Source organism: Acinetobacter sp. CIP 101934 (assembly GCF_000369585.1).
Lineage (GTDB): Bacteria > Pseudomonadota > Gammaproteobacteria > Pseudomonadales > Moraxellaceae > Acinetobacter > Acinetobacter schindleri.
The window spans coordinates 2,683,140-2,708,871 of record NZ_KB850094.1; the positions used below are offsets into that span (position 1 = coordinate 2,683,140).

The window sequence follows — 25,732 nt, forward strand, 5'->3', positions numbered from 1 at the left end:
GACGATCGTGGCCGCTCAAATGGTCAAGGCCGTGGTCGTAACCGTGATGACGATGATGATGACGATCGCGGTCGTTCCAGCAGTCGAGGTCGTGGCCGTAGCCGTAGCCGTGATGACGATAATGATGATGATCGCGGCCGTTCAAGTGGTCGTGGACGCAGTCGCAGCCGTGATGACGATGATGATGACGATCGTGGCCGCTCAAATGTTCGTGGACGTGGCCTTAGCCGTGATGACGATGATGATGATCGCGGCCGTTCAAGTGGTCGAGGTCGTGGACGCAGCCGTGATGACGATGATGATGACGATCGCGGTCGTTCCAGCAGTCGAGGTCGTGGACGCAGCCGTGATGACGACGATGATGATGACGATCGTGGCCGCTCAAATGGTCGAGGCCGTGGTCGTAACCGTGATGACGACGATGATGATGACGATCGTGGTCGTTCCAGCGGTCGAGGTCGTGGCCGCAGCCGTGATGACGACGATGATGACGATCGTGGTCGCTCAGGTGGTCGTGGACGCAGTCGCAGCCGTGATGATGATGACGATCGCGGTCGTTCGGGAGGTCGAGGCGGAAGAAATACCCCGCCACGCGATGACCGAGGTCGCTTCACTTCCAGGTAAATTATTTGGGAGCAACCGGAAAGATATAGATGAAAGGTTTATATTTTTCTAAAAAGAAAAACATTTTGAATTTCTTATAAGTTTAAAGCGAGCAGATTAGTCTGCTCGCTTTTTATATGATTTATTTACATGCTATTTTATTGAGTACGCTCTGGCGGATTTTCTATCCATCGGGAACTCGATGCCAATTGCATTAAAGCTTTCGCTGCTTTTGCGACAAACATCGAAACCTCGTCATCTACTTCCTCATTGTTGCTATAAAGCGGGAAAGTACCAGGCTGGTTTTGAATCACAATGTCATCAATAATCCAGCCACGATATGCATTATAGTACTGATCGACAGTATCGAATTTAAACCGGATTTTAACCTTGGATTGCCCCGCATATTCATCTAAAGAAATAGCTTCTTGCTGGGCAAATTGAGGTGCAAGGTTAAAGCCAAAGTTTGAGAATGGAATTGACCAGCGGTTATAATCTGTTTGCGGATCAGACAGCGGATTTAATCGCGCCAGTTTTTTAAATTCCCCTCCATTCACTGAAACTTCCACATCCATGGCATCATACCCTCTGCTACTTGGATTTACTGATTCAATTTCCCACCAGGTTTTAAAACTTAAGCTGATTGGTTTTTGTGTAGTGCTCAGGTCAATTACTGGTGAAGTCAGTGTTCCATAATACGCCTGTGCTGACGTTCCACCATTCAGTCTGGTTTCTACTGGTTGCCCTTCCTCGGTTAAAAGACTGGCTTCTTTATTTAAGAAACTACCTGCAACACCATTGCCATACCAATATGCATAATTGCCTTGAGCAGGATCTGGCAGTTTGCCATTACTGCTATCATCTGGTGCCAAGGTCACTAAACGGTTCACATCTTTATTAATAATCTTGTGATTTTTTTGCAGTAAAGACCATTTTGTTTCTTCAACTGTAGAGGCATTTTCCCATTCATCTCGGGTAGCAGAGTCTTCTTCAAAAGTTTCCTGCCAAATACTGGTCGTAGCTTCAGTATTTGGTATCAAGGTAAATTGACTACCCCCTGAAATAGAGGACGTCACTGCAACCTGCTTTGTTAGACTTATATACCCGGGTGCGCTGATCATAAGCGTTGCATTTTTTAAGGTATCGCCAAGCTCATCAGATACATTAAAAGCTAGACTGAAATATCCTTTCGCATCAGTTAATGCTGTAACGAATGCGCCATTGGTAGCGGCACCACCTGATAATGAAACCTGTGCATTTGCCAAAGGCTGACCTTGCGCCAAAACTTGCCCTGATAGTGTCCCAATAATTGCTTCATTTACCGGATGAATCGTTTCACATTCAGCATTATTACAAGTCAAAGGCACATTGATCGACAATTCCTTATTGGTATTTGTCGGATGAATAATGAATGGCACGATTGCAGTTTCAGAATGCTTTCTGACCAAAATATAGTAAATACCTGGTGCTAAATGAACTGAACCAGAAACACCCAAATGGTCTGTTGTATATTCTCGTGCCGAGGAAAAATCATTAATCACCGGAAGACGGTCATACTGGACAAAGAGACTGTGATCAACCGTATTATTATCAGAAATACTGGTGACGTTATTACTCCATTGTGCAGCTGATAAAATTCGAATGTCAGCATCTGCAAGCGCCAGATGACTTGCATCGGTAATGATTAATCGTTCTACTCCATTTGCTGGCGTGACGGTTTCTTCCGGGGTCGTTTGAGATGGTGGTGTAGAGCTACCAGAACTGCCTGAATCTGAACCACAGCCAGTCATTATCATTCCCGTAGAGGCAAGCAGCATTGTTGCTATAATATTGAGTTTCATGAGTAAAATCCTTATTAAAATAATAAATTAATTCTTATAATTCGCCTTTTAATAGGTATTTATTTTTATTATTAAGAAGCCTAAAAAATATATAACAAATCCATAGAAAATAAAAATATAAATTATTTCAAACCCAATTATTCAAAAAGTATTTATTAAAATAAAATTCTATTTTTTTGATTCAATCAACCCCTCAATTAAATTATCTTTTAATACTTATTTTTTTATGAAAATAATTCTAATTATTTACTACATTTATTCTTAATAAAAACTTTATCACCTTGTTTTAAATAGAATATAGACAAATCAATTTATTCCAATTTCAATTAATCAAGCAAATATAAATCACATTATTATTTTCTACTAAAGCATGAAAAAAGGCACATAAAAATGGGCTCTAATGAACCCATTTTTAAAAGGATAAAAAATTTAAGTTTTCTTGGCTTGTAATATTTTGAAAAGAATAAATAATATTACAATCCACACTGGCAGCATCAGCACTGACAACATGAAACCTTGATCCCACATGATATAGAGCACTGTCAGCATAAAGACTAAAACCAGATAGTTACTCAGGGGTGAAAACAATGCAGGGAATTTAGTTTGTACAGTTTGGAGGCGAATGGCTTGCTTAAATTTAAGATGAATCAGTGTAATCATGATCCAGTTCAGTACTGCTGCTGCCACCACAATGTAAATTAGATAGCTTAGTGCTTTTTCAGGTACAAAATAGTTTAATAAAACACAGCCAAAAATCAGTAATGCTGAGAATAGCACCGCTGGCACTGGAATTCCTCGTGCATTCACCTTCTTAAAGGCTTTTGGAGCATTACCCTGCTCTGCCAGACCTAATAGCATTCTGCTATTGGCATACATCCCGCTATTACACACCGATAGCGAGGCTGTCAAAATAATAAAATTTAATAAGTGGGCGGCCCAATCAATACCCATCAGATTAAAAATCATCACAAACGGGCTATGCTCTAAATCACCTAAATTCAGCTGATTCCACGGCACAAGTGATAATAGAATTGCAAGTGAACAGATATAAAATAGAAATACACGAATTACAGTTTGATTTACAGCTTTTGGAATATTCTGATCCGGATTTTCGGTTTCCGCAGCAGCCATACTGATCAGCTCAATCCCGCCAAATGCAAACATCATAAAGGCCAGCATATAAAATAGGCCTTCAAAACCATTCGGGAAGAAACCGCCATGTGCCCATAAGTTCGTTATTGAAGCAGTAGAATCAACATCAGCAGTGACCAGCAGATAAATCCCAAATAAAATCATCGCGACAATCGCAAGGACTTTTATCATTGATAACCAGAATTCAGATTCGCCATAAATCTTTACATTGGTCAAATTCATGCCAGTGACCAGAATAAAGAAAAATAAAACCGAAACCCATGCCGGAATTTCTGGCCACCAGTAATTGATATATTTACCAACCGCAGTCAGCTCAGTCATCGCTACCAGAATATACAGAATCCAGTAATTCCAGCCTGTTAAAAATCCTGGAAACTTCCCCCAATATTTAAAGGCGAAATAGCTAAATGAACCGGTTACAGGTTCATGTACAATCATTTCACCGAGTTGGCGCATAATCAGGAAAGCAATCAAACCGCCCATCAGATAACCCAAAATAATGGATGGACCAGCAGACTGAATAATATGAGCTGAACCTAGAAATAGACCGGTACCAATCGCACCGCCCATGGCAATCAGCTGGATATGACGATTCTTCAAACGGCGTTGAAGCTGCGGTGTTTCACTCTCCAAAACATATTCTCATGATGAATAAAAAAATAGGATTGTACCGAGTCTAGTGCCAATCAGCTAACTCATAAATTTAAGTGATTAGTTCTTAAACTTTTATTTTCTTATTTAGGAAGGTTTCTTTCATTAAATTTTTACGTGCTCGAATATCGATCTGCTATTCCTCATCAATTCAGATATTCATTTAAGTTGCTTTTATCGCGCTATTTTTATAGTAAAACGTACCACAGTATTCTTTAGTGAATAAAAAAGCGAATAGAGAAAATCTATTCGCTTTCGTGATTTCCTTGAACCAGAGTTAGTCCTCAGGATATTCAAAACGGTAACCTACACCATAAACTGCCTGAATCCACTCATGACGGTTACCCGTTTCAGCAGCCTCGGAAATCTTGCGGCGCAGGTTCTTGATATGACTGTCAATCACACGGTCTGCCACATCGAAGCTGTCCGGGTTAATATGATCCAGCAATTGCGCACGTGAATACACCTGACCCACATGTTCCAAAAACAGTTCTAATAAACGGAATTCTGTTGGGGTCAGGTTCAGCGCTTTTTGTTGATACCAGATGCGCTGTTGTGATTTGTCCATACGGAACAAATCATTGCTTTCCGGTTCGGCTTTGCGATCCAGACGGCGTAGAACTGCCTGCACGCGCGCGACCAGTTCCTTCGGACTAAATGGTTTACAGATGTAGTCATCTGCACCCATATTCAGGCCGAGTACACGGTCAATTTCTTCAGTACGTGCCGTCACCATAATAATCGGTAGATCGGACTGCTCACGCACCTTACGGCAGATGGTCAGACCATCCATACGTGGCACCATCAGGTCCAGAATCATCAGGCTCGGCTTACGTTGAGTGAAACTGTTATAAGCTTCCTGTCCATCATGAAACATACTGACTTCAAAACCAGCAGCTTCTAGATAGTCTCGCACCAATTGTGCAAGTTCGACTTCGTCTTCAACCAGCATAATGTGTTTCATGAATAAACTTCCTTATGATTTTATTTGTTTAGGAAAAGTCAGCTTGCAACGTAATCCACCGAGTGGCGAATGATCGAAGCTTAAACTTCCACCTAATGCTTGCGTAATTTTACACGATAATGCCAAACCCAGTCCGGTACCACCAGTGGCACGGGTACGCGAGTCATCTACACGATAGAAACGTTCACCTATTCGGGCCAGCTGTTCATCGGTCAGACCAAACGGACTGTCATCGACATATAAGGTCCATTCTTTGTCATTCTGTTCAGTATGAATATGTACCTGTCCACCCGTTTCAGTATAGCGAATACTGTTGCTCAGCAAATTGGCCACGATCTGTTTAAAGCGGTCCAGATCCAGCTCTACATCTGCGCCTTCACCTTCCGCAGTCACAGTTAATTGCGCCTGTTCAAACTTTGGATGGAAGTTCATTAATTCCTGCTGTACCACATCCCATGGATTAATCGTACTGACATACACCTGCAATTGCTGGGCATCAGCCTGTGCCAGGGCTGCCAAATCTAGAGTCAGTTTTTTCAGGCTGGTCACCTGTGCCAGCATCGAAGCAAAATGTTCTGGGGTTGGCTTACGAATTCCATCCTGCATCGCTTCAATCTGTGCCTGCAACACGGCTAGTGGTGTTTTCAGCTCATGCGAGGTATCCGCTACCCATTGGCGACGTGAAGTCTCATGTTGATTGAGAATGACAGCTAATTGATTTAACTCATTGGATAAATCACCCAGCTCATCATTGCGGTTGACTTTAACCTGATGCTGATAATTACCTTTGGTTAACTCACGTGTACCTTGCAACAAGCGTTGAATCGGCTTTTTGAAATAAGTCGCTAACAGGAGTGCAGCGATCAGACTGGTCAGGATACTGAGGCCATATACCAGGAATAGGTAACGTTTCTGATTACTAAAGAAATTGATACTTAATGCATCTTCCTGATCCAGTACCGGTTTTAGCCCCAGATAACCGACAATTTTATCGTCTACCATAATCGGGCGATAAGAAATCTGCTCATCGGAAGGTTCACCCACGACAAAACGTCGTTTGGCATCATAGAGCGATAGACGTGAGCTCAGACCCAAACGGTCAGGCATCTGGATAAACTGTTTTTTACCCGCTTGCGGCTGTGTTGTTAACTGCGAGCCATTTTTACGATCGGTTCTAAACAGGTTCTGATTAGAACTCAGCGGGAACTTTAAACCTTCAAAAGGCTGAAACTGCGAAGGTAAATTTGCTGCCAATACACGTAGTTCTTCCTCATTTACAGTACGTTGTTCAGCATCTGTGCCCATCAGGCTTGGTGCTACATTGGCTAGGGTGTGATCCTGAAAATAACGTTGCTGTAAGGCAATATCATACTGACGACGTAACCACCAGCGTGACAAACGGTCATAATCGTCCGGCGCTGCCTCACCTTCGATCTGTAGGATCTGAGCCTGAATTGCATTGCCCCAGTCATTATAAACGCCATAGACTTCGGCCAGGTTTTCAATGACATGATCCAGTTTCTGCATTTCCACATCGGCAACATAGCGAGTGAAATTACGCTGCATGTTGAGATGAAGCACACCGAGACTCACCGTGGTAATCACCAAGGTGGTAAATAGCACTGTTAAAAACAGCCGGAGTGCAATCGGAATGCGGCGAATATTCAAAAGCAGATTCTCAGTTTTTCCTCTAGATTCATTATTGTAGCGAACACAAGCTGAAAAAACTCTTCATTGTTTCTTCATCTTTATTATTTATTCTTTGCAACATACAGATCAAGCTCGTGGCTTGGAGACAAATACAATGAAAGCAATGACAAAAATCATCGTCCTGGGTACAAGTGTGTTATCAATGGGGGCATTGACCGCGTGTCAATCGACTAAGCATGCACCAAGTGAAGATCATCCGCAAATGATGAAACATCAACAAGATCATAAAGGTCGTCATCTGACTCCAGAGCAGCGCGAACAGTTCAAGCAAATGCGTGCACAACGTGTGCAGCTGCATAAGCAAATGCAACAGGCCTGTGATAACAAAGCTGTTGGCAGTGCAGTTCAGGTGAAAGCCGGTGATAAAACTGTAGACGGTATTTGTCAGATCTCTTTCAAAGCAGACCGTAAAGATATGAAAGCTGCGCGTGGCGAGTTCCGTGGCATGAAAGGTGAACATCGCCCAATGCGTGGTGACTTCCGTGGAGCATTAAACCGTGGTGAAGCATTAACTGATGCGCAACGTGCGGAAATGGTAAAACAGTTCGACCAGCGTCTGGCTCAACGTCAGGCACAGCAAAAAGCTGTTGTTCAGGCCTGTCAGGGTAAAAAAGATGGCGCAGCTGTACAGCTCAAAATAGGTGAACAAATCATTAATGGACAGTGTCACGTCCGTTTCCAGCCAAATGCTCCAGTTAAAGCACCAGCCGTTAAAGCTTCTTAACTGAACGTTTCAAATTTATTATTAAAAAAGGCACTTCCGGGTGTCTTTTTTTATGCGTGTTGATTGTTAGAACTAAGTCTATCTAAGTGTGCAGGTTTTTGACCATTCGTGTCAGATATTTTTTTATAAAAACGTTTACACTCAATATACTTAAGATTTCAAGGGTAATTATCTTTGACTTTACAGTCACCAAGAAATAGCCTTGAAATGCTTGTGCCAACAAGGAAGATGTTGCACGATTAGACCATGTCAATACGTGTTAATGAAGGCACGTTTCAATTTAATTCAGGATTATAACGCTGGTATAAACCAGTATTGAGGAAACCGATATGCCACAATACAAAGCGCCCTTACGTGATATGCAATTTGTTTTGCATGAGCTTTTAAATGTTGAACAACATTATGCCAGCCTGCCTGCATTCCAAGATAACGTAAGCCGTGAGCTGGTGGACCAGTACCTGGAAGCTGCCGCTGATTTCTGTGAAAATGAATTATCTCCTTTAAACCAGGTGGGTGACCGCGAAGGCTGTACCTGGAACGACGGTGTTGTAACGACTCCAACAGGCTTCAAAGAAGCGTATCAAAAATATATCGAACTGGGTTTCCCATCGCTTTCTGCTGAAGAGCAATATGGCGGTCAAGGCTTACCGAACTCTTTAGGTATTAGCATTTCTGAAATGGTCGGTACTGCGAACTGGGCATGGGGCATGTACCCTGGCCTGTCTCATGGTGCGGTTCGTACTTTAGAACACCATGGTTCTCAAGAACAAAAAGATGCTTACCTGCCTAATCTGGTATCAGGTGTCTGGACCGGAACCATGTGTTTAACCGAATCTCATGCAGGTTCTGACTTAGGTATTATCCGTACTAAAGCTGAACCACAAGCGGACGGCAGCTATGCAATCTCTGGCGAGAAGATCTTTATCTCTGCTGGTGAACATGACATGGCTGAAAACATCATCCATATCGTACTGGCTCGTCTACCGGGTGCACCTAAAGGTACTAAAGGTATTTCACTGTTCATCGTACCGAAGTTCAACCTGAATGCTGACGGTTCTATCGGTGAGCGTAATGGCGTACGTTGTGGTTCGATCGAACACAAAATGGGGATTCATGGTAATGCAACGTGTGTCATCAACTTTGATAACGCAAAAGGCTTCCTGATTGGACCTGAAAACCGTGGTCTGAACTGCATGTTCACTTTCATGAACACTGCACGTATCGGTACTGCTGTACAAGGTTTGTCTGCATCTGAGTCTTCTTTCCAAGGCGCGTTAGCTTATGCGAAAGACCGTTTGGCAATGCGTTCTTTAACTGGCCCTAAAGCACCTGACAAAGAAGCAGACCCGATTATCGTTCACCCAGCAGTACGTAATATGCTGTTAACTCAAAAAGCATTTGCTGAAGGTGGTCGTGCACTGGTTTACCTGTTGGCTCAATATGCAGATGTGGTTGAACATGGTGTAGAAGAAGCAGACCGCAAATTTGCTGACAACATCCTGTCTCTATTGACGCCAATTGCGAAAGCATTCCTGACTGAAACTGGTTCAGAAGCTGCGAAACATGGTGTACAGGTATTTGGTGGTCACGGCTTTATCTCTGAGCACGGCATGGAGCAAATCGTACGTGATACACGTATTGCCTGCCTGTACGAAGGTACGACTGAAATCCAGGCGCTTGACCTGTTAGGCCGTAAAGTTTTGGGTACTCAAGGTGCAATGTTGAAAGACTTCACCAAGATCATCCACAAGTTTGCTGAAGCGAACAAAGACAACGCTGGTCTGAAAGAGTTCGTTGAACCATTGGCTGCACTGAACAAGGAATGGGGCGACCTGACCATGCAGATCGGTATGCGTGCAATGCAAAACCCTGAAGAAGTGGGTGCTGCTGCAGTAGACTACCTGTACTTCTCTGGTTATGTAACGCTTGCTTACCTGTGGGCACGTATGGCACTGGTTGCTCAAGAGCAATTGGCTGCAGGTACTACAGACGTAGACTTCTATAACGCGAAGCTGACGACTGCACGTTTCTATTTCAAGAAAATCCTGCCACGTGTTCGTTCACACGTTGACCTGATTGCGACTGGTGTAGAGCCGTTAATGAGCCTGGATGCGGAACATTTCGCATTCTAAGCTGATGCAATTTTAAATGCAGAAACAAGGAAAAGGACGGTTACTTTTAAAGCGTCCTTTTTCTTTATAAAGCGTTACAGAATTAACCTTTAGTCGTCTAACAATAAGATTTTTAATGCATTAGACTGACTTAAAATCAATCGATTCAAACAAGAAACAGGTGACCCACTATGCCAATTTATAACGCGCCACTTGCCGATATGAAATTCATCCTGAACGATGTATTCAATGCCGAACAATTCTGGCAAGCCAATGAAAATTTAGCCCATTTAGACGCTGCAACAGCAGAAGCAATTCTTGAAGAAATGGCTAAATTTGCGCAGAACGTCACCCTTCCATTGAACCGTACCGGTGATGAAGAAGGCGCGAAATATGAAAATGGCGCTGTGACCACACCTGCAGGCTTTAAAGAAGCATTCAAACAATATGCTGAAGGCGGCTGGATTGGCCTTGGTGCTGATGCTGAATGGGGCGGTCAGGAAATGCCAAAAATGCTGACCGTTCTGTCAGATGAAATGCTTTTCGCTACTAACCCCTCTTTCATGCTGTATCCATTGCTGTCTGTCGGTGCGGGTATGGCACTGAACAGCTATGGTTCTCAAGAACAGAAAGAAACTTACCTGCCAAAAATCTACTCTGGCGAATGGTCAGGCACCATGTGTCTAACCGAACCACATGCGGGTACTGACCTCGGTATCATCAAAACCAAAGCTGAACGCAATGGTGATGGTACTTACAGCATTACCGGTACCAAAATCTTCATTACTGGTGGTGACCACGACCTGGCTGAAAACATTATTCACCTGGTATTGGCAAAAACACCGGATGCGCCTGCGGGCTCTCGCGGTATTTCCCTGTTCATCGTGCCTAAATTCCTTGTGAATGAAGATGGTTCGATGGGCGAACGTAACCCGGTAGGTCCAGGTTCGATTGAACACAAAATGGGGATCAAAGCATCTGCCACTTGCGTAATGAACTTCGACGGTGCCAAAGGTTACCTGGTAGGTAAAGAAAACGAAGGCCTGGCAGCCATGTTCGTGATGATGAACTACGAACGTCTGTCTATGGGGATCCAGGGCTTAGGCGCTTCTGAATTCGCTTACCAAAATGCGGCGCAATATGCGACAGATCGTCTGCAAGGCCGTAGTGCTTCTGGCGTTCAGTCTCCAAACAAACCAGCAGACAGCATTCTAGTACATGGCGATGTCCGTCGTATGCTTTTAAATGTACGTGCAAACAATGAAGCTTCTCGTGCATTCGCTGTGTACGTTGGTCAACAGCTTGACATCACCAAGTTCTCGACTGATGCAGAAGCAATTAAGAAAGCCAATGATCGTGTTGCACTGTTAACACCAATCGCGAAAGCGTATCTGACTGATACAGCTTTCAATGCAACACTTGATGCACAAATGGTCTTCGGTGGTCATGGTTATATTCGTGAATGGGGCATGGAACAGTGTATCCGTGACCTGCGTATTTCACAGATCTACGAAGGGACTAACGGTGTTCAATCACAAGACTTGATTGGCCGTAAGACCATTAAATGTAACGGTGAATTTATTGCTGAATACATTCAGGAAATCCGTGATTTTACCAATGCACTGGATGCTGACCTGAACTTTATTAAAGATGCGACCCTTGATGCGGCTGCAGAAGTTGAAGCAGTAACCCAGCATATTATTGAAGCTGCGAAAGAAAATCCAGAATACGCGAATGGTGCAGCAGTAGATTACCTGCATGCAGTAGGCCTGTTGAGCTTCTCTTATATGTTCGCGCGCATTGCCCATGCTGCGAAAGATAAACAAGGTGAGTTCTATCAGAACAAACTGGGTCTTGCTCGTTATTTCGTACAACGCATTCTGCCTGAACTGGCACTGCGTATTACTAAAGTCAAAGCAGGTTCAGAAGCATTAACACAGTTCTCTGAAGAGTACTTCACAACTCAGTCTTAAAATATTTAAGCCATAAAAAACGCCTGCAATTGCAGGCGTTTTTTATTATGCTTTTAAACTTTTTCGATCAGAATCGTATCTGGCTGATTGGCCACCTTAGGGTTCAGATGCTTGTTCACAATTCGGATTTCCCCTTCAGACTGCAAAGATTCACACAACTCTAATACTTTCTGCATGTCATCACTTTTAATCCCTGTACCCAGAATTAATTTTTTGCCTGTTTCTAATTGATTAATCTTATTTTGGATTTTTTCTAACATCTTTTTTCTCCCTCATTATTCGATGTATAACTTCTACAATATAGCAATTTGGTATGAAAAAAGTACACTTTTTCATCTTTTTACATTTTTATTTTCCATATTTTCATTTTCTTTGCATGAAATTTGCAGAAAATTTCCTAAGATTTATAAATTATTTATTTTTAATCAGGAGGACATAGTGATGAAACCTAATTCCAAAGCCAAGAAAATAGAAGCCCTCCTCGACCGCGGCGGTAATCTTGCCGTAGAAAGTTTTCATTATCTCGCCCTGTTCATTATTGGCTGTATGGTGATCTGGTCTGCCAGTCATACCGTCATCGACATTTTGACAGTCAAAAAATTTGCCAGTATTGATGATATTCTGCTGTTATTTATCTATCTTGAATTAGGCGCGATGGTGGGTATTTATTTTAAAACCAATCATATGCCAGTCCGATTCCTGATCTACATTGCGATTACTGCGCTGACACGTCTCTTGATTTCTGATATTCAACACACACATAAAGCCAGTATGGATCAAGTGATTATTACGGGTTCTATCCTCATTTTGGCTTTCGCCATTTTAATTGTGCGTTATGCATCCTGGAACTATCCATCAATTATCCGAGACAAACATACTGAAAAACCAGTTCCTCAAGGCAAGACCCCTCGCCCTGAAGATGATGAGTTGGCATAAAATGTTTTATTCATAACTGTATTGAAGAATCCTCTCTCCCTTTGGGAGAGAGTTAGAGAGAGGGACTTAATGTATACGTGTTAATTTCATTTAGAATTTGAGAAACATATTATTCCAGATCACCTCTCCCTAGCCCTCTCCTCACCGGTGAGGAAATTATTTTGTTTTTTTGAGTTATTGACGCATAACCGCAGTATCTCTTCATTCAGGGCGGTTTAACGATTATTCACCAACACATAACGTCCATTTTCATAGATCCAGTGCATTCCAGCAGGAGGATCAGGCAGACCCAAACGGCGCCAGTCATTGATCAGTACATAACGTGAGCTTTCAATATGTGCCACGTTCGGATCGCCATTTACCCAGCTATAGCTGGTCGAGTTTTGATAAATAGTGGTCGGTGCCTGATAACGAATACTCACCCCGTTTTGAATCGGTGGGTGACCCCACTGATTCGGATAATGATGTGCAGGCGGTCGCGGACGCTGCGGATAATACTGCTGTGGTGGGCGTGGATGCTGCGGGCGTTTATAAGTCTCTTTGCTGGTATAGCCGACCCAGTTATTTCCTGCTACCGCTGGGATAGAAGCTCCAAATAATAGTGCAGCTAGACAGGTGCTGGACAAGATGATTTTCATAGGAACTTCCTTTGATAGGTTTGTCTATATTTTATACAGAATTTGCGGAGAAAATATGAATTTATCCAGTTATACCACAAGGTTTTACAGCCGATAGTGAAAAGACATTTGTGCTGCGGCTCAGGTGCTGCGTGCACGCTTTGTGCTAAACTTTGATTTTCCGAATTTTGAGTCCAACATCGTGTCCGATTTAAGTTTTGATCGTTTATATGAATATTTCTGTAAAGTCCCAAGTGTTCAGAAAAACCTGATTGATAGCTATGGATCTGATGGCAAGCAGGCATGGTGGTTCAAGTTCCGTATTGATGTAGACCATCCGCTGGCTTGGCAAACTGTACAGGAACTCGGTCATGTTCTGAATTATATTTCCAAGAATGAACGCCTACCGACGCAGTTTTTACCGGTATCTCCTCCTCCGTATATGAATGGTGAAGCGAAGGATTTCCTGTGCTGGGTGATTCAATGCAATCATGCAGATTTCCCGCCGGATGTGGTATGTGACTGGTTAGAAGCACGCCTGCCGAATCCGGTGGATGATGAATCTCAATGGAAAATCAAAACTGATATTGCTGAGCTCGACCAGATGTCCGATAAAGATTTGGATAAACTGATTCCACCAAATCCTGCACCCTAAAGCTTTTGAAATAAAAAAATCCCTCTAAATTTAGAGGGATTTTTTTATAGCAAAGAATTCATTTAACACTTTAGTTACTGAAATTAAAGGAATTAAAATAGTTAAATTAAATATCAGGCAATAAAAAACCCCAAGACTGAATATGCTTGGGGCTCTTTAGAATTTTGGTCCCGAGGGTCGGACTCGAACCGACACGTCATCGCTGACAGTGGATTTTGAGTCCACCGCGTCTACCAATTTCACCACCTCGGGAGTGGATGAAAGGTATATTACTCGGTTTCAATCAGATGTCAACGCAGATTCTCTGCATTTGTTTAATTTTAAAACAAAACTCATTTTTTTGATCTATAAAGCTGCAATTTCCTCCTTAAAAAGGAAAAAAGTTTATACTAAGCCCAGTTTTTATTACCGTAACTTGTCATGCAACTTTCTGATTTTAGCTTTGATCTCCCCGATGAGCTGATTGCTCGCTATCCGCTTGAACAACGTAGTGCTTCCCGCCTTTTACACCTCGATGCTGAAGGTCAATATCATGACCACCAATTTACCGACATTCTGGATTTATTGAATGAAGGTGATTTGCTGGTTCTGAACGATACCAAGGTGATGAAAGCCCGCCTAAAAGGTAAACGTGCGTCAGGTGGTGCAGTTGAAGTTCTGGTTGAACGCATGATGGATCAGTTCATCGCGCACTGTCACATTAAAGCCAGTAATACACCGAAAGCCGGTGCTGAACTGTTTATTGGCCCGGATACCGTTAAAGTGACTGTTCAAGGCCGTCATGAGAATCTGTTTGTTGTGGAATTCTCCCAGCCGATTTTAGATGTCCTGGATCAATACGGCGCCCTGCCTATTCCACCTTATTTCAACCGTGAAGCGGAAGAGATTGATACTTTACGCTATCAAACGGTTTTCAATGACCCAACAAAATTAGCCAGTGTGGCTGCACCGACAGCTTCCTTGCACTTCGATGAAGACTTGCTGAAAAAACTCGAAGAAAAAGGCATTCAAAAAACGTTTGTGACCCTGCATGTGGGTGCAGGTACGTTCTTGCCGGTTCGTACCGACAATATTGAAAACCACATTATGCACAGTGAATGGTGTCAGGTCTCTGATGAATCCATGGCCCTGATCAAAGCTACGAAAGAACGTGGCAATAAAGTCATTGCTGTCGGGACAACAGCGACTCGCGCGACTGAAAGTGCGGCACAGGCCAATGGTGGTGAGCTGAAAGGCTGGACTGGTGACACCCAAATCTTCATTTATCCGGGTTATGAGTTTAAAGTGGTAGATCGTCTGATTACCAACTTCCATTTGCCTGAATCTACCCTGCTAATGCTGGTATCAGCGTTGTCAAATCGTGACAATATTCTAAATGCCTATAAGCATGCCGTAGAAAGCAGATACCGCTTCTTCAGCTATGGTGATGCCATGCTGATTGATCAGGCCAAATAAGGACCCGCCTATGCCGATCGATGCAGTGCAACGCTCCATTCATATTCGTCGTAAGAAAAATGAAGTGGTGTTTAAAAATATCGATCGGCTGTGGCACTTATCGAGTGATGCCAAAAGCCATCAGGACATTCTTAATGGCTTGCATCCATGGCAAGGTTCAATTTCTCTAAAGTTTGAAAACACCCTGCCGTGGTTCTTGGCACTCTTTGGCTTGATGCAAGTATTCAGCCTTATCATTGCACCGCACAATTTCTGGCTGCAATGCAATTTTGCCTTGGGTTTTGGCATGTTATTTTGGGCCTATCTGATTTATGAGCAAGAGCGCTCCATCAATGATGTGATTGAATATTTAGAAGAACGTGTGCTGACGCATAAATATCATCTCCACTTTCAACAACAGCCACAGCATATTTCAATGCCACTTAATCCTCGGCAATTTATTGGCAATTTAAAACGCCTTTTTCCTGTGTTTGAACGTGGCTCATTACGCAATGACATCTCACGTTATGCCAGCACCACATGGTTAGATGAAAATGGACAAGAACACCAAGTCTTGCTGTTTGAATACCACTATGTAGATGAAATTAAAACCATCGACAAAAATGGCAATACCGTCAAACTCATTGAACAACATAAAAATTTGTGGGGTGCATTTGTCTTTGATGTCTCTGTGCAAGGGCTTGCCATTAGCACATCAAGACGTCCATTCCCCTCACCTTATCGCCATCCTTGGCATAGCAGTGATATACGCACCAATCAGCGTTTAAAATTTTATGGCACAGATCCCATGCAAATGGCAAAACAGCTCAGCCCGGGTTTTGTGCTCCGATTAAGTCAATTTTTCCAATACCGTGAAGGTGATCTTATTTTTCATCCCCAACAACGTGTGCTGTGCTATTTAGGGCCACATGACATTTTTAATGCGCCTGAGCGCAAGCAAAATATCCAGGATATTTCTGCATTGCGTGGACATCTGAGAACGTTTAAATTAGTAGAACTGGAAAAGCTGCAAACTGACCTGATTCAGTTTTTAAAATAATTATTTTCTCTGGGGACTGCTTTTATGGGATTTGTTGTTTTTGTCATTATCCCGATTCTGCTGATTGTTGCCATCATCATGATCCGTAACAGCATCGTACGTTATCATAATGCCACAATTCGTGCATGGTCTGATGTTGCCAGCTATGAAAGGCAGAAACTGAAAATTCTGGATGGGCTGCAACCATTGGTCGAACAGTATTCCAGTTTCGAAAAAGGCACGCTGGAGAAAGTGACTGAACTGCGTCAGAACATCATGAACCTGAATATTAAAGATGCCGATATTGGGCAATTACAACGGATCGAAAGCCTGAACCGGGAGCTGATGCATAACCTGAATGTGGTGATCGAAAACTATCCTGAATTGAAAGCCAATGAAATTTATCTGAAAATGATGAACGAAATTGAAGAACAGAATGAAAATGTCGGTGCCGCAATCAGTATCTATAATCGCAATGTCGAACTGTTTAATAACCAGATTCAGGTTTTCCCGCATAATATAATCAATAACATGCTACTACAAAAGAAAGCTGTGCGTCCTTTCCGCGATCAGGCCGTGACCCAAAGTTTTGACTATCGTCCGAATTTTTAAACCCTGACGTATATTCATGCGATGATAAGAAATACCCAACTGCCTTAGCGATGAATCAGGAGATTCCAGCTAAGGCACTTTGCTTCAGAATAAAAATAAAGAATTAAAACTATGCTGGATCATCTCGATACCTTAAAGGAAGTCCTGATCAAGAAATTTTATCAACTCTATGATCATTATAGTGACGACGAAATATATGCCTGTAGCCTGGTCTTTGACGAGTTTCTGCGAGTGGATTATCTCGCCATATCAACCGAACGCAGTATTTTTAACGACCAGGAAGATCGTGCACAGTATTTGTCTGAAACTGAACGCTGGAATGTAGCGAAATGGCGTTACCGTACCGTCCATAGCTCTAATAACGGTATGACGCAGTTTCGTGCACTGCTGGACAGCTATTTCAAGAACCAGCATAGTTTCGGCAACCCTTTGCTGGAACATAGCAAGACCGATCAGGCCAATACACTGGATGTACTGCTAAAGCTCTTTCAACAGGCACGTGATGCTTTAGAACAGGATTATGGCCTGGACTTAAACCGGATTGTGTTTTTTATCCATATGCCAACACAGCCACAAATAGAATTTCAATCGGCTATTTCTCTAAATCCGGAAAGTCCATTAAGACAACAGTTTCTGTTCAGCAAACAGCCTGCCAATCAACCTGCCATGTCAAAGTCATTTAAGCTAAACCAGAACGATAAAGATCTGCTGATTGATCTGGTGCAGCTGGTCAAGTTAGAAGCTTATGATTATTTACATGTAGCCCATCAGGCCTATTTACTGACCCTGGAACCGCATTTTGTCGATGCCAATCTTTATATCCAGAAACTGATCCAGCATATCGCAGCAATGGCAACTGAGATTGATGGCAGTTGTGCCATGACACAGGCGGAAATTCAGGAGCGCATCCGCCAGTTTGAACGTTAGATCACAAACTTATTCTTCATTTTTCATTCATACAGGCAACATAAATAAACAGCCCGGACTGGATGGAGCGCTGGCGTTTACGGTCAGAATCAAGGAAAATAGCCGGTTTTAGCATTAACAATCAGCGAACTGTTTTTTCGCCTTGATTTGGAACTCCTATGAAGTTTGAAAAATTAGCGCAGTCGGGCCGTGCCCGTCGTGGCCGTTTAACGCTTGAGCATGGCGTGGTTGAAACCCCAATGTTCATGCCGGTGGGGACTTATGGCACGGTAAAAGGCATGTTGCCTCGTGACATTAAAGAAATTAAGTCTCAGGTAATTCTGGGCAATACCTTCCATCTGTACCTGCGTCCAGGTCTGGACGTCATCCGTGAGCATGGTGGTCTGCATCAGTTCATGAAATGGAACAACCCGATCCTGACCGATTCTGGTGGCTTCCAGGTATTTAGCCTCGGTGCGATGCGTAAAATCAAGGAAGAAGGCGTGACCTTCCGCTCGCCGATTGATGGTTCCAAAGTATTCCTGTCTCCTGAAATCTCGATGGACATTCAGCACACCCTGAACTCTGACATCGTGATGATTTTTGACGAATGTACGCCTTATCCGGCAACGCATGAAGAAGCACAGAAATCGCTACAACTGTCTTTACGTTGGGCCAAACGCTGTAAGACTCAACATCACGACGTACTGAAAAACCGCAATGCCCTGTTCGGGATTATTCAAGGCGGTATGTACGAAGATTTGCGTGATGAATCCTTAAAAGGCCTGCTTGAAATTGGCTTTGATGGTTATGCCATTGGTGGTCTGTCTGTTGGTGAACCGAAAGAAGAAATGATCAAGGTGCTGGATTATCTTCCAGAGAAAATGCCGGAAGACAAACCACGTTATCTGATGGGTGTCGGTAAACCGGAAGATATCGTGGAAGCAGTACGCCGTGGTGTCGACATGTTCGACTGCGTAATGCCAACCCGAAATGCACGTAACGGTCATTATTTTGTGACCGGCGGTTTAGTACGTATCCGTAACGCGAAATACCGTCATGACCAAAGTCCGCTTGATCCAGCCTGCGATTGCTACACTTGCCAAAACTTTAGCCGTGCCTACCTGTTTCACCTGGAGAAATGCGGTGAAATGCTAGGTTCTATGCTCGGTACGATTCATAACTTGCGCTATTACCTGCGTCTGACTGAAGCGATGCGCGAAGCACTGGATCAAGGCACATTCGAGCAATTTGTTGAGGACTTTTATGCCCGTCGTGGCATGCAAGTGCCGCCTTGTCCTGAAGATTAATCTTTCAGTATTTGCGCTAAAGAAAAAGACAAGGTAAATTGCAGAACAAGTCAATTTATTATCATTCAGTTAATTAACCATTTTTAGTTTAGGAAAATGTAAATGAGCCTATTTATTTCGACTGCTCACGCTGCAGGTGAAGCTGCACAACAACCAAGCCTGATGGCGAACCTTTTGATGATTGCGGTATTCGTAGCAATCTTCTATTTCCTGATCTGGCGTCCTCAATCTAAACGTGCCAAAGAGCATCGTGCACTGATTGAAAGTCTGGGTGTTGGCAGCGAAGTGGTATTTGCAGGCGGCTTAATGGGCAGAATCACAAAAATTGAAGGTGACTTTGCTGTGGTTGAACTCAACCGTGGCGTGGAAGTAAAAGTTCAGCGTGCGAGCGTGGTCTCAGTACTTCCTGAAGGCACTTTAAATAACATTTAATCAAAAGAAGTCGTGCTCCCTGCACGACTTTTTAATTTTAAGAAGAAAACAAATGCGTTACCCAGCATGGAAATATGTACTGATCCTGGTTGTCCTGGCGATCAGTACATTATATGCCCTGCCTAGTTTGTATCCAGATGAACCTGCCGTACAGATTTCGGGTGCCAAAGCCGGCACTCAGATCGATGCGGGCATCGTACAAAGAGCAGAGCAATTATTAAAAACTGAAAATATTGCAACTCATGACAACAGCTTCAGCAACAATGCGGCCTTACTCCGCGTTGATTCTAGCGAAGCACAGCTCAAAGCCAAGGAAGCACTGCGTCGCGGCCTGGGCGATGATTATGTTGTAGCATTGAACCTTGCACCAACAACACCAGAATGGCTGCAAAAAATTGGCGCCAAGCCAATGAAGCTGGGTCTGGATTTGCGTGGTGGTGTTCACTTCCTGCTAGAAGTGGATATGGACAAGGCGATTGCGCAGCGTATGGAAACATCGGCAACTGACCTGCGTCGTCAATTACGTGATAACAATCTGAAATTCAACAGCCTGACCCTCAGCAACAACACCATTACCATGCAGTTTGCCAATAATGATGATCGTTCTGCGGTAATGGACTTTCTGCGCCGTAATGACAATGAGTTCACCCAGCAGGCTGTAGCGACGGATACCGGATCTACCCTGCGCCTGAACTATACCGATGTGCGTAAGCAGGAAATTGAAAGCTATGCAGTCAACCAGAACTTAACCACACTGCGTAACCGTATTAACGAGCTAGGTGTGGCTGAAGCACTGGTACAAACTCAGGGCAGCAACCGTATTGTGGTTGAACTTCCTGGTGTCCAGGATACTGCTGAGGCAAAACGTGTCCTTGGCCGTACTGCAAACCTCGAGTTCCGTCTGGTCTCAGATCTGAACGATCAATATATCGATCCATATACGGGTCAGGCAACAGGTACCTTGCCCCCTGGTACTGAAGCATTTGCTTATGAATCTCTGGACAGCGGTCGTCAGTTATTGCTGAACCGTACCCGTATTCTGACGGGTGAACGTGTTCAAAATGCCTCAAGTGGCTTTAGCCAGGACACTGGTGGTGCTGAGGTAAACATTACCCTCGATGCTGCGGGCGGTAAGCTCATGTCGGATGCCACACGTAATGCCGTTGGCAAACGTATGGCTGTACTGTTCATCGAGAACAAGCAGAAGATCAGCTATGTTGAAGATCCTGCAACGGGTCAGCAAACTGAAGTTCGTACGCCATATACCGAATCTGTGGTAATTAACGCGGCAACCATTCAGGCGGTATTGGGCTCTCAGTTCCGTATTACCGGTCTGGATTCTCCACAGGAAGCATCTGAACTTGCCTTGATGTTACGTGCCGGTGCACTGGCTGCGCCAATGTACTTTGTTGAAGAACGTGTGATTGGGCCAAGTCTGGGTCAGGAAAACATCGATAAAGGTGTATTATCTACCCAAATCGGCTTTATCTTAGTGGCGATCTGGATGGTCGTGTTCTTCCGTCTGTTTGGTGTGATTGCCAACTTTGCCCTGGTATTTAACCTGGCGATGATCCTGACAGTCATGTCATGGATTGGTGCTTCGCTTACCCTTCCAGGTATTGCCGGTATCGTGATTACCATTGGTATGGCAGTCGATGCCAACGTCCTGATCTGTGAACGAATACGGGAAGAAATGAAATGGGGCGCTTCGCCAAAACAGGCGATTGTGGCCGGTTATGATCGTGCCTATAACACCATTTTCGACTCGAACTTAACTACCTTCCTGGTGGCGTTCATTCTGTTCGCGATTGGTACCGGCCCGATCAAAGGCTTTGCCGTGACCCTGATGATTGGTATTGTCTGCTCGATGTTTACAGCAATTACTGTAACCCGTGCGATTGTACAGATCATCTATGGCAAAAAACGTAACTTGAAAAAGTTGAGCATTTAAGGAGATCACTGATGACTGAGAATACTCAACCTAATTCAAAACAATACGGCCGCCCGGATCACGAACGTGTTATCCCGTTTATGAAAATTGCTTTGCCTGCGGCATTGTTTTCAATTTTATTAACGGTTGCCAGCATCTTCTTTATTGCCACTAAAGGCTTGAACCTGGGTCTGGACTTTACTGGTGGTGTGGCAGCAGAGCTGAACTATACTAATCCGGTTCAGCCAGAATCAGTTACTCAGGCATTGAGTGAAGCTGGTTTTAATGATGCTGTGGTACAAACCTTAGGGTCAGATCGTGACCTGATGGTGCGTATGCCTGTTCAGGAAGATGTTGAAGCAGAAGACTTGACCAAAGCCATTACCACAGCAGTTCAGCTGCCAGGTAATGCAGCTGAAGTACCAAAAGTTGATGTGGTTGGTGGTCAGGTGGGTAATGAGCTGTACGTGCGTTCTGCAGGTGCGGTTGCCCTTGCCCTGCTGCTGATGCTGGTTTATGTCACCATCCGCTTTGAATTCAAGCTGGCGATTGGTGCAGTACTGTCCTTGTTCCACGATATCGTGGTGACACTGGGTATCTTTGCCATGATGCAATGGCCATTCGACCTAACCGTACTGGCAGCGTTATTGGCGATTATCGGCTTCTCACTCAACGATAACATCGTGGTCTCTGACCGTATTCGTGAAAACTTCCGTAAAATCCGTGGTGCTGAACCATTGGAAATCATCAATATTGCCTTGACTGAAACTTTACGTCGTACCATTCATACCTCTATGACGTTATTGCTGGTAGTCGTAGCCATGATGATCATGGGTGGTGATGGTTTGAAATGGTTCTCGATCGCCATGTTTGTTGGTGTTTTTGTAGGGACCTATTCATCCATCTATATCGGTACAGCCTTTGCTTTATGGCGTGGCCTGAACCGTCAGGATTTCATTGTGCAAGTGAAACCTGAGTTTGAGGAAGAAAACGAAATTCCATAATTTCAGCCTTCTTTTAAAATATGAAAAGCCCATCTACAGATGGGCTTTTTTATCGCCGTTGAATCTGTTCTGGATGCAGGATGGCGATCACTACCTCAGCTTGCTGAACGTCCTGTTTCTGAAAACGAACCTGACGTTTGCCATCCAGACTTTGACATTGTAACTCCTGCTCAGTTTCTCGCTGTAATTCTAAAATTAAACAGAATTTATTGATGAACTGTATGCAAAGCAGATCAGCCGTTTGGGCGGGCCGCTGACGGTCACATAGCAGCCACCAGCCCGGTTTAAGTATAGGCTGATAGGCATCGCTGCTGATTTGCAGAGCATGGTGATTCGCCTGCAACTGAATCGTAGACTCTATTTCATAATGAACAGCAGCCAGAGGCCTTAAGCAAAACAGTTCCTGCTCCACCGCCTGCATGCTATATAAATGAAGAACCAGAGTATTTTTTACTTGTTCTATCTGAAGCTCTTGCTGATCCAGACTCATAGATTTCAAGCCGAGTTGCTGTTCCAGTTCCCGAGCCGCCTTTTCTCCAATCTGGCGCTTGCTATTCAGTAACTGAGCGACATAAGTCGCAGACAGGCCATAATATTCACAGATCTCTTTGCCTGTTTTAAAGCGCTGACTGGCAATCCATTGATCAATGATCCTGCTCAGATTTTCCCGTCTACGTTCAAATAGTTCTGTCGTACTCATCGCAATTGGGTGACTTCATTTTTATTAAGTGCTACTGAGCACCTTACAATAAAAAAGCCCACCAATAAATGGCAGGCTTTTCTAGACAAATTAATCAGTAGATTTAATTACCTTGTACCAAACGACGGGCACTGATAATCCCTGGCTGCTGTTCTAATCGAGCCAGCAGTTTGGACAGCTGGGCCAGACCTTTGACTTCGATCAATAGTTTCATATTGGCAATACCATCAGCTTCTGAAATGGTATTTACCTGACGGATATTGATCTGATCAGAGAAGATCACTTGCGTCAGATCTTTGAGCAGGCCACGGCGGTCATAAGCTTCTACTACAATCTGGACACTCTGACCACGGGTTGGCTGCATTTCCCAATCAGCTTCTACGGCACGTTCTGGTTCCTGTGAAATCATACGCACATAATCCGGACACGCCACCTTATGGATGCTTACTCCACGATTGAGCGTGATATAGCCCCCAATCGACTCGCCATGTACAGGCTGACAGCATTGCGCCACATGTAGTTCAACATTGTCTAAGCCATCAATCAGAATACCATGAGCAGACAAAGTATGACTGGCACGTGGATTCAGCGCTGGCTTCAGTACCAGTTCAGGTTCATCCTGATCCAGGTGCATATGGCGATTCACCTGATTGATCAGCGCATGCAGGCTGATATCGCCATTTACGATACCAATCAGGATGTCTTCGCCACTCTTCACATTAAAGTGATTGCAATAGTCGCCCAAGTCGATCGATTTCGGGTGAATTGCCAGACGTGAAAGTTCTTTATTCAGAATTTCACGGCCAACTTCCAGATTCTTGCTACGATCCTGCTGACGGAACCAGTGACGTAACTTGTCACGTGCACGTGCAGTCTTGATATAACCGAGCGAGTTCACCAGCCAGTCACGGTTTGGCTCACGGTCTTTTTTGGTCAGAATCTCGACCTGTTCCCCGGTTTTCAGAGTATAGGTCAGCGGCACGTAGCGCTGGTTCACTCGTGCGGCATAGCACTTATTACCCACTTCGGTATGGACATGATAGGCAAAATCCAAGACTGTTGAGCCACGCGGCAATTCTTTAATATCTCCATCGCGGCTAAACACATAAATTTTTTCAAAGCCTTCAAAGTCTTGAATCTGTTCAAAATTCTCAACTTCTGCCTCAGAATCTTTATGTGCACTGGCATCATTACGTTCCTGGTAATGCTCCAATACGGCACGTAAAGAATGCAGGCGATGGTTAAAGGAATGGTCTGTGGTTTTTGCCCCTTCCTTATAGTTAAAGTGTGAACATACACCTAGCTCTGCCTCTTCGTGCATGTGATAGGTACGAATCTGCACTTCAAGCGATTTGTTTTCTGCAATCACGGCAGTATGCAGTGAGCGATAACCATTGGCTTTCGGATTGGTAATATAGTCGTCAAACTGGTGCGGAATATGACGCCAGATCTGATGTACGATACCTAAAGTGTGATAACACTCAGGTACTGAATTTACCAGGACACGTACAGCACGGATATCATAGAGCTGATCGAAGCTCAGATCCTTGCTCTTCATTTTTCGATAAATCGAATAAATGTGTTTGACCCGACCGGTAATTTCGGCCTCAATGCCATGCTCAGCCAGTTCACCACGCAACTTGTCGATTACAAACTGAATATAATGTTCACGCTCCAAGCGCTTTTCATTCAGTAAAGAAGCAATTTCTTTATAACGTTCTGGCGCCAGATAACGGAAAGCCAGATCTTCCAGCTCCCATTTCAACTGGGCAATACCAAGACGATGTGCCAGTGGCGAGTAGATGGTCAGAATTTCGCGTGCAACACGTTCCTGACGGTCTCGAGGTGATTTCGCCAGTTCACGCAATGCATAGGTACGCTCGGCCAACTTGATCAGTACCACACGGACATCTTCGGTGACTGAGATCAGCATCTTGTAAATGCCGGTCAAATGCTCGCGCTGGTTATTGTTGAAATGGTCTTCCAGACGTTTGTTATTTTCAATCAGCTCGGACAGCTTACCCATCGACAGAGTGCCTTTCACCAGGCCATGTACACTCTCACCGAATTTCTCCAGTACGTCTGCAAGCGGTGTGACACCTTCACGTACCGAACGATACAGCATGGCTGCAGACAAGGTATCTTCATCAACATGCAAATGGGCAAGGATATCCGCCATCTCAATACCGGTATAGAAAGTATTGGAGCGATGCTGAACCGTGGTTTCTAACTCATTTTCTAAAGTGAGATGGGCGACTTCTTCGAGCTGTTTTAATGGGGCCCCATCTAATATGCCGCGTACACGATCTAACCATTCGGTCATATCCTGCAGGGCTTGATCGGCATGTTCTACAGTCGCCTCCTGTGACAACTCATTCAGTCGCCCAGGCAGCTGTTCACGTACTGTGACCATACCATTCTCCTACTT

Annotated in this window: 22 protein-coding genes and 1 tRNA gene; 14 read left to right on the forward strand and 9 right to left on the reverse strand. The window is 44.0% G+C overall.

The window, feature by feature from the left end; translation table 11 throughout:
• Positions 1-624 (forward strand): hypothetical protein (locus F899_RS15845; protein ID WP_005223193.1); only part of this gene is annotated, 624 nt, incomplete at its 5' end.
• Between the two features lie 137 nt (positions 625-761).
• On the opposite strand, the gene F899_RS12995 is transcribed toward F899_RS15845, so the two are convergent.
• The 4 genes from F899_RS12995 to baeS form a co-directional block, all read right to left on the reverse strand.
• Positions 762-2,444, reverse strand: coding sequence for a carboxypeptidase regulatory-like domain-containing protein (locus tag F899_RS12995; protein WP_005223195.1), 1,683 nt, complete (start codon positions 2,442-2,444; stop codon positions 762-764).
• A gap of 429 nt (positions 2,445-2,873) precedes the next feature.
• Positions 2,874-4,229 (reverse strand): amino acid permease, encoded by a 1,356-nt coding sequence (locus F899_RS13000; protein ID WP_005223197.1) that lies wholly within the window; start codon positions 4,227-4,229, stop codon positions 2,874-2,876.
• 295 nt (positions 4,230-4,524) lie between these two features.
• Positions 4,525-5,211 carry a response regulator gene (locus F899_RS13005; RefSeq protein WP_004891477.1) on the reverse strand — a complete coding sequence of 229 codons (687 nt, stop codon included), beginning with the start codon at positions 5,209-5,211 and terminating at the stop codon, positions 4,525-4,527.
• 12 nt (positions 5,212-5,223) lie between these two features.
• Positions 5,224-6,879 (reverse strand): sensor histidine kinase efflux regulator BaeS, encoded by a 1,656-nt coding sequence (gene baeS, locus F899_RS13010; protein WP_005223199.1) that lies wholly within the window; start codon positions 6,877-6,879, stop codon positions 5,224-5,226.
• 136 nt (positions 6,880-7,015) lie between these two features.
• On the opposite strand from baeS, the gene F899_RS13015 reads away from it, so the two are divergent.
• From F899_RS13015 to F899_RS13025, 3 genes are all read left to right on the forward strand, one after another.
• Positions 7,016-7,645: a hypothetical protein gene (locus F899_RS13015; protein ID WP_005223201.1), complete on the forward strand. Its 630-nt coding sequence runs from the start codon at positions 7,016-7,018 to the stop codon at positions 7,643-7,645.
• A gap of 329 nt (positions 7,646-7,974) precedes the next feature.
• On the forward strand, positions 7,975-9,777 hold the full coding sequence (locus F899_RS13020; RefSeq protein WP_005223202.1) for an acyl-CoA dehydrogenase C-terminal domain-containing protein: 1,803 nt from the start codon (positions 7,975-7,977) through the stop codon (positions 9,775-9,777).
• Positions 9,778-9,947: 170 nt separating this feature from the next.
• The gene (locus F899_RS13025) at positions 9,948-11,729 is read left to right on the forward strand and encodes an acyl-CoA dehydrogenase C-terminal domain-containing protein (protein ID WP_005223205.1); all 1,782 of its coding nucleotides are present in this window, start codon (positions 9,948-9,950) and stop codon (positions 11,727-11,729) included.
• A 53-nt stretch (positions 11,730-11,782) separates the two neighbouring features.
• Here the strand turns inward: F899_RS13025 and F899_RS13030 are convergent, their stop codons facing one another.
• Complete coding sequence (locus F899_RS13030) at positions 11,783-11,989, reverse strand: hypothetical protein (RefSeq protein ID WP_004891465.1); 207 nt, start codon at positions 11,987-11,989, stop codon at positions 11,783-11,785.
• Between the two features lie 181 nt (positions 11,990-12,170).
• Here F899_RS13030 and F899_RS13035 point away from each other — a divergent pair, with 181 nt between their 5' ends.
• Positions 12,171-12,665: a phosphate-starvation-inducible protein PsiE gene (locus F899_RS13035; protein ID WP_004816082.1), complete on the forward strand. Its 495-nt coding sequence runs from the start codon at positions 12,171-12,173 to the stop codon at positions 12,663-12,665.
• A 215-nt stretch (positions 12,666-12,880) separates the two neighbouring features.
• On the opposite strand, the gene F899_RS13040 is transcribed toward F899_RS13035, so the two are convergent.
• Positions 12,881-13,303, reverse strand: coding sequence for an RcnB family protein (locus F899_RS13040; protein WP_005223214.1), 423 nt, complete (start codon positions 13,301-13,303; stop codon positions 12,881-12,883).
• 181 nt (positions 13,304-13,484) lie between these two features.
• Here F899_RS13040 and F899_RS13045 point away from each other — a divergent pair, with 181 nt between their 5' ends.
• Positions 13,485-13,937: a hypothetical protein gene (locus F899_RS13045; RefSeq protein ID WP_034434284.1), complete on the forward strand. Its 453-nt coding sequence runs from the start codon at positions 13,485-13,487 to the stop codon at positions 13,935-13,937.
• Positions 13,938-14,102: 165 nt separating this feature from the next.
• Here F899_RS13045 and F899_RS13050 read toward each other — a convergent pair.
• Positions 14,103-14,189 (reverse strand) — tRNA-Leu (locus tag F899_RS13050).
• Between the two features lie 168 nt (positions 14,190-14,357).
• On the opposite strand from F899_RS13050, the gene queA reads away from it, so the two are divergent.
• From queA to secF, 8 genes are all read left to right on the forward strand, one after another.
• On the forward strand, positions 14,358-15,392 hold the full coding sequence (gene queA, locus F899_RS13055) for a tRNA preQ1(34) S-adenosylmethionine ribosyltransferase-isomerase QueA (protein WP_005223217.1): 1,035 nt from the start codon (positions 14,358-14,360) through the stop codon (positions 15,390-15,392).
• A 10-nt stretch (positions 15,393-15,402) separates the two neighbouring features.
• Entirely contained in the window at positions 15,403-16,431 is a 1,029-nt protein-coding gene (locus F899_RS13060) for a hypothetical protein (RefSeq protein ID WP_005223219.1), read from the forward strand.
• 24 nt (positions 16,432-16,455) lie between these two features.
• The gene (locus tag F899_RS13065; RefSeq protein ID WP_005223221.1) at positions 16,456-17,022 is read left to right on the forward strand and encodes a LemA family protein; all 567 of its coding nucleotides are present in this window, start codon (positions 16,456-16,458) and stop codon (positions 17,020-17,022) included.
• A gap of 111 nt (positions 17,023-17,133) precedes the next feature.
• A complete protein-coding gene (locus tag F899_RS13070; RefSeq protein WP_005223229.1) occupies positions 17,134-17,949 on the forward strand; it encodes a DUF4303 domain-containing protein in 816 nt (271 codons plus the stop codon).
• A 158-nt stretch (positions 17,950-18,107) separates the two neighbouring features.
• Positions 18,108-19,238 (forward strand): tRNA guanosine(34) transglycosylase Tgt, encoded by a 1,131-nt coding sequence (tgt, locus tag F899_RS13075; RefSeq protein WP_004816067.1) that lies wholly within the window; start codon positions 18,108-18,110, stop codon positions 19,236-19,238.
• Between the two features lie 102 nt (positions 19,239-19,340).
• Positions 19,341-19,670 (forward strand): preprotein translocase subunit YajC, encoded by a 330-nt coding sequence (gene yajC / locus F899_RS13080; protein WP_004816064.1) that lies wholly within the window; start codon positions 19,341-19,343, stop codon positions 19,668-19,670.
• 52 nt (positions 19,671-19,722) lie between these two features.
• The gene (gene secD / locus F899_RS13085) at positions 19,723-21,621 is read left to right on the forward strand and encodes a protein translocase subunit SecD (RefSeq protein WP_005223230.1); all 1,899 of its coding nucleotides are present in this window, start codon (positions 19,723-19,725) and stop codon (positions 21,619-21,621) included.
• Positions 21,622-21,629: 8 nt separating this feature from the next.
• A complete protein-coding gene (gene secF, locus F899_RS13090) occupies positions 21,630-22,604 on the forward strand; it encodes a protein translocase subunit SecF (protein WP_171058629.1) in 975 nt (324 codons plus the stop codon).
• A gap of 49 nt (positions 22,605-22,653) precedes the next feature.
• Here the strand turns inward: secF and F899_RS13095 are convergent, their stop codons facing one another.
• Both F899_RS13095 and F899_RS13100 read right to left on the reverse strand, forming a co-directional pair.
• Entirely contained in the window at positions 22,654-23,304 is a 651-nt protein-coding gene (locus tag F899_RS13095) for a hypothetical protein (protein ID WP_005223231.1), read from the reverse strand.
• Positions 23,305-23,407: 103 nt separating this feature from the next.
• On the reverse strand, positions 23,408-25,717 hold the full coding sequence (locus F899_RS13100) for a RelA/SpoT family protein (protein WP_005223232.1): 2,310 nt from the start codon (positions 25,715-25,717) through the stop codon (positions 23,408-23,410).
• Positions 25,718-25,732 lie beyond the last annotated feature (15 nt).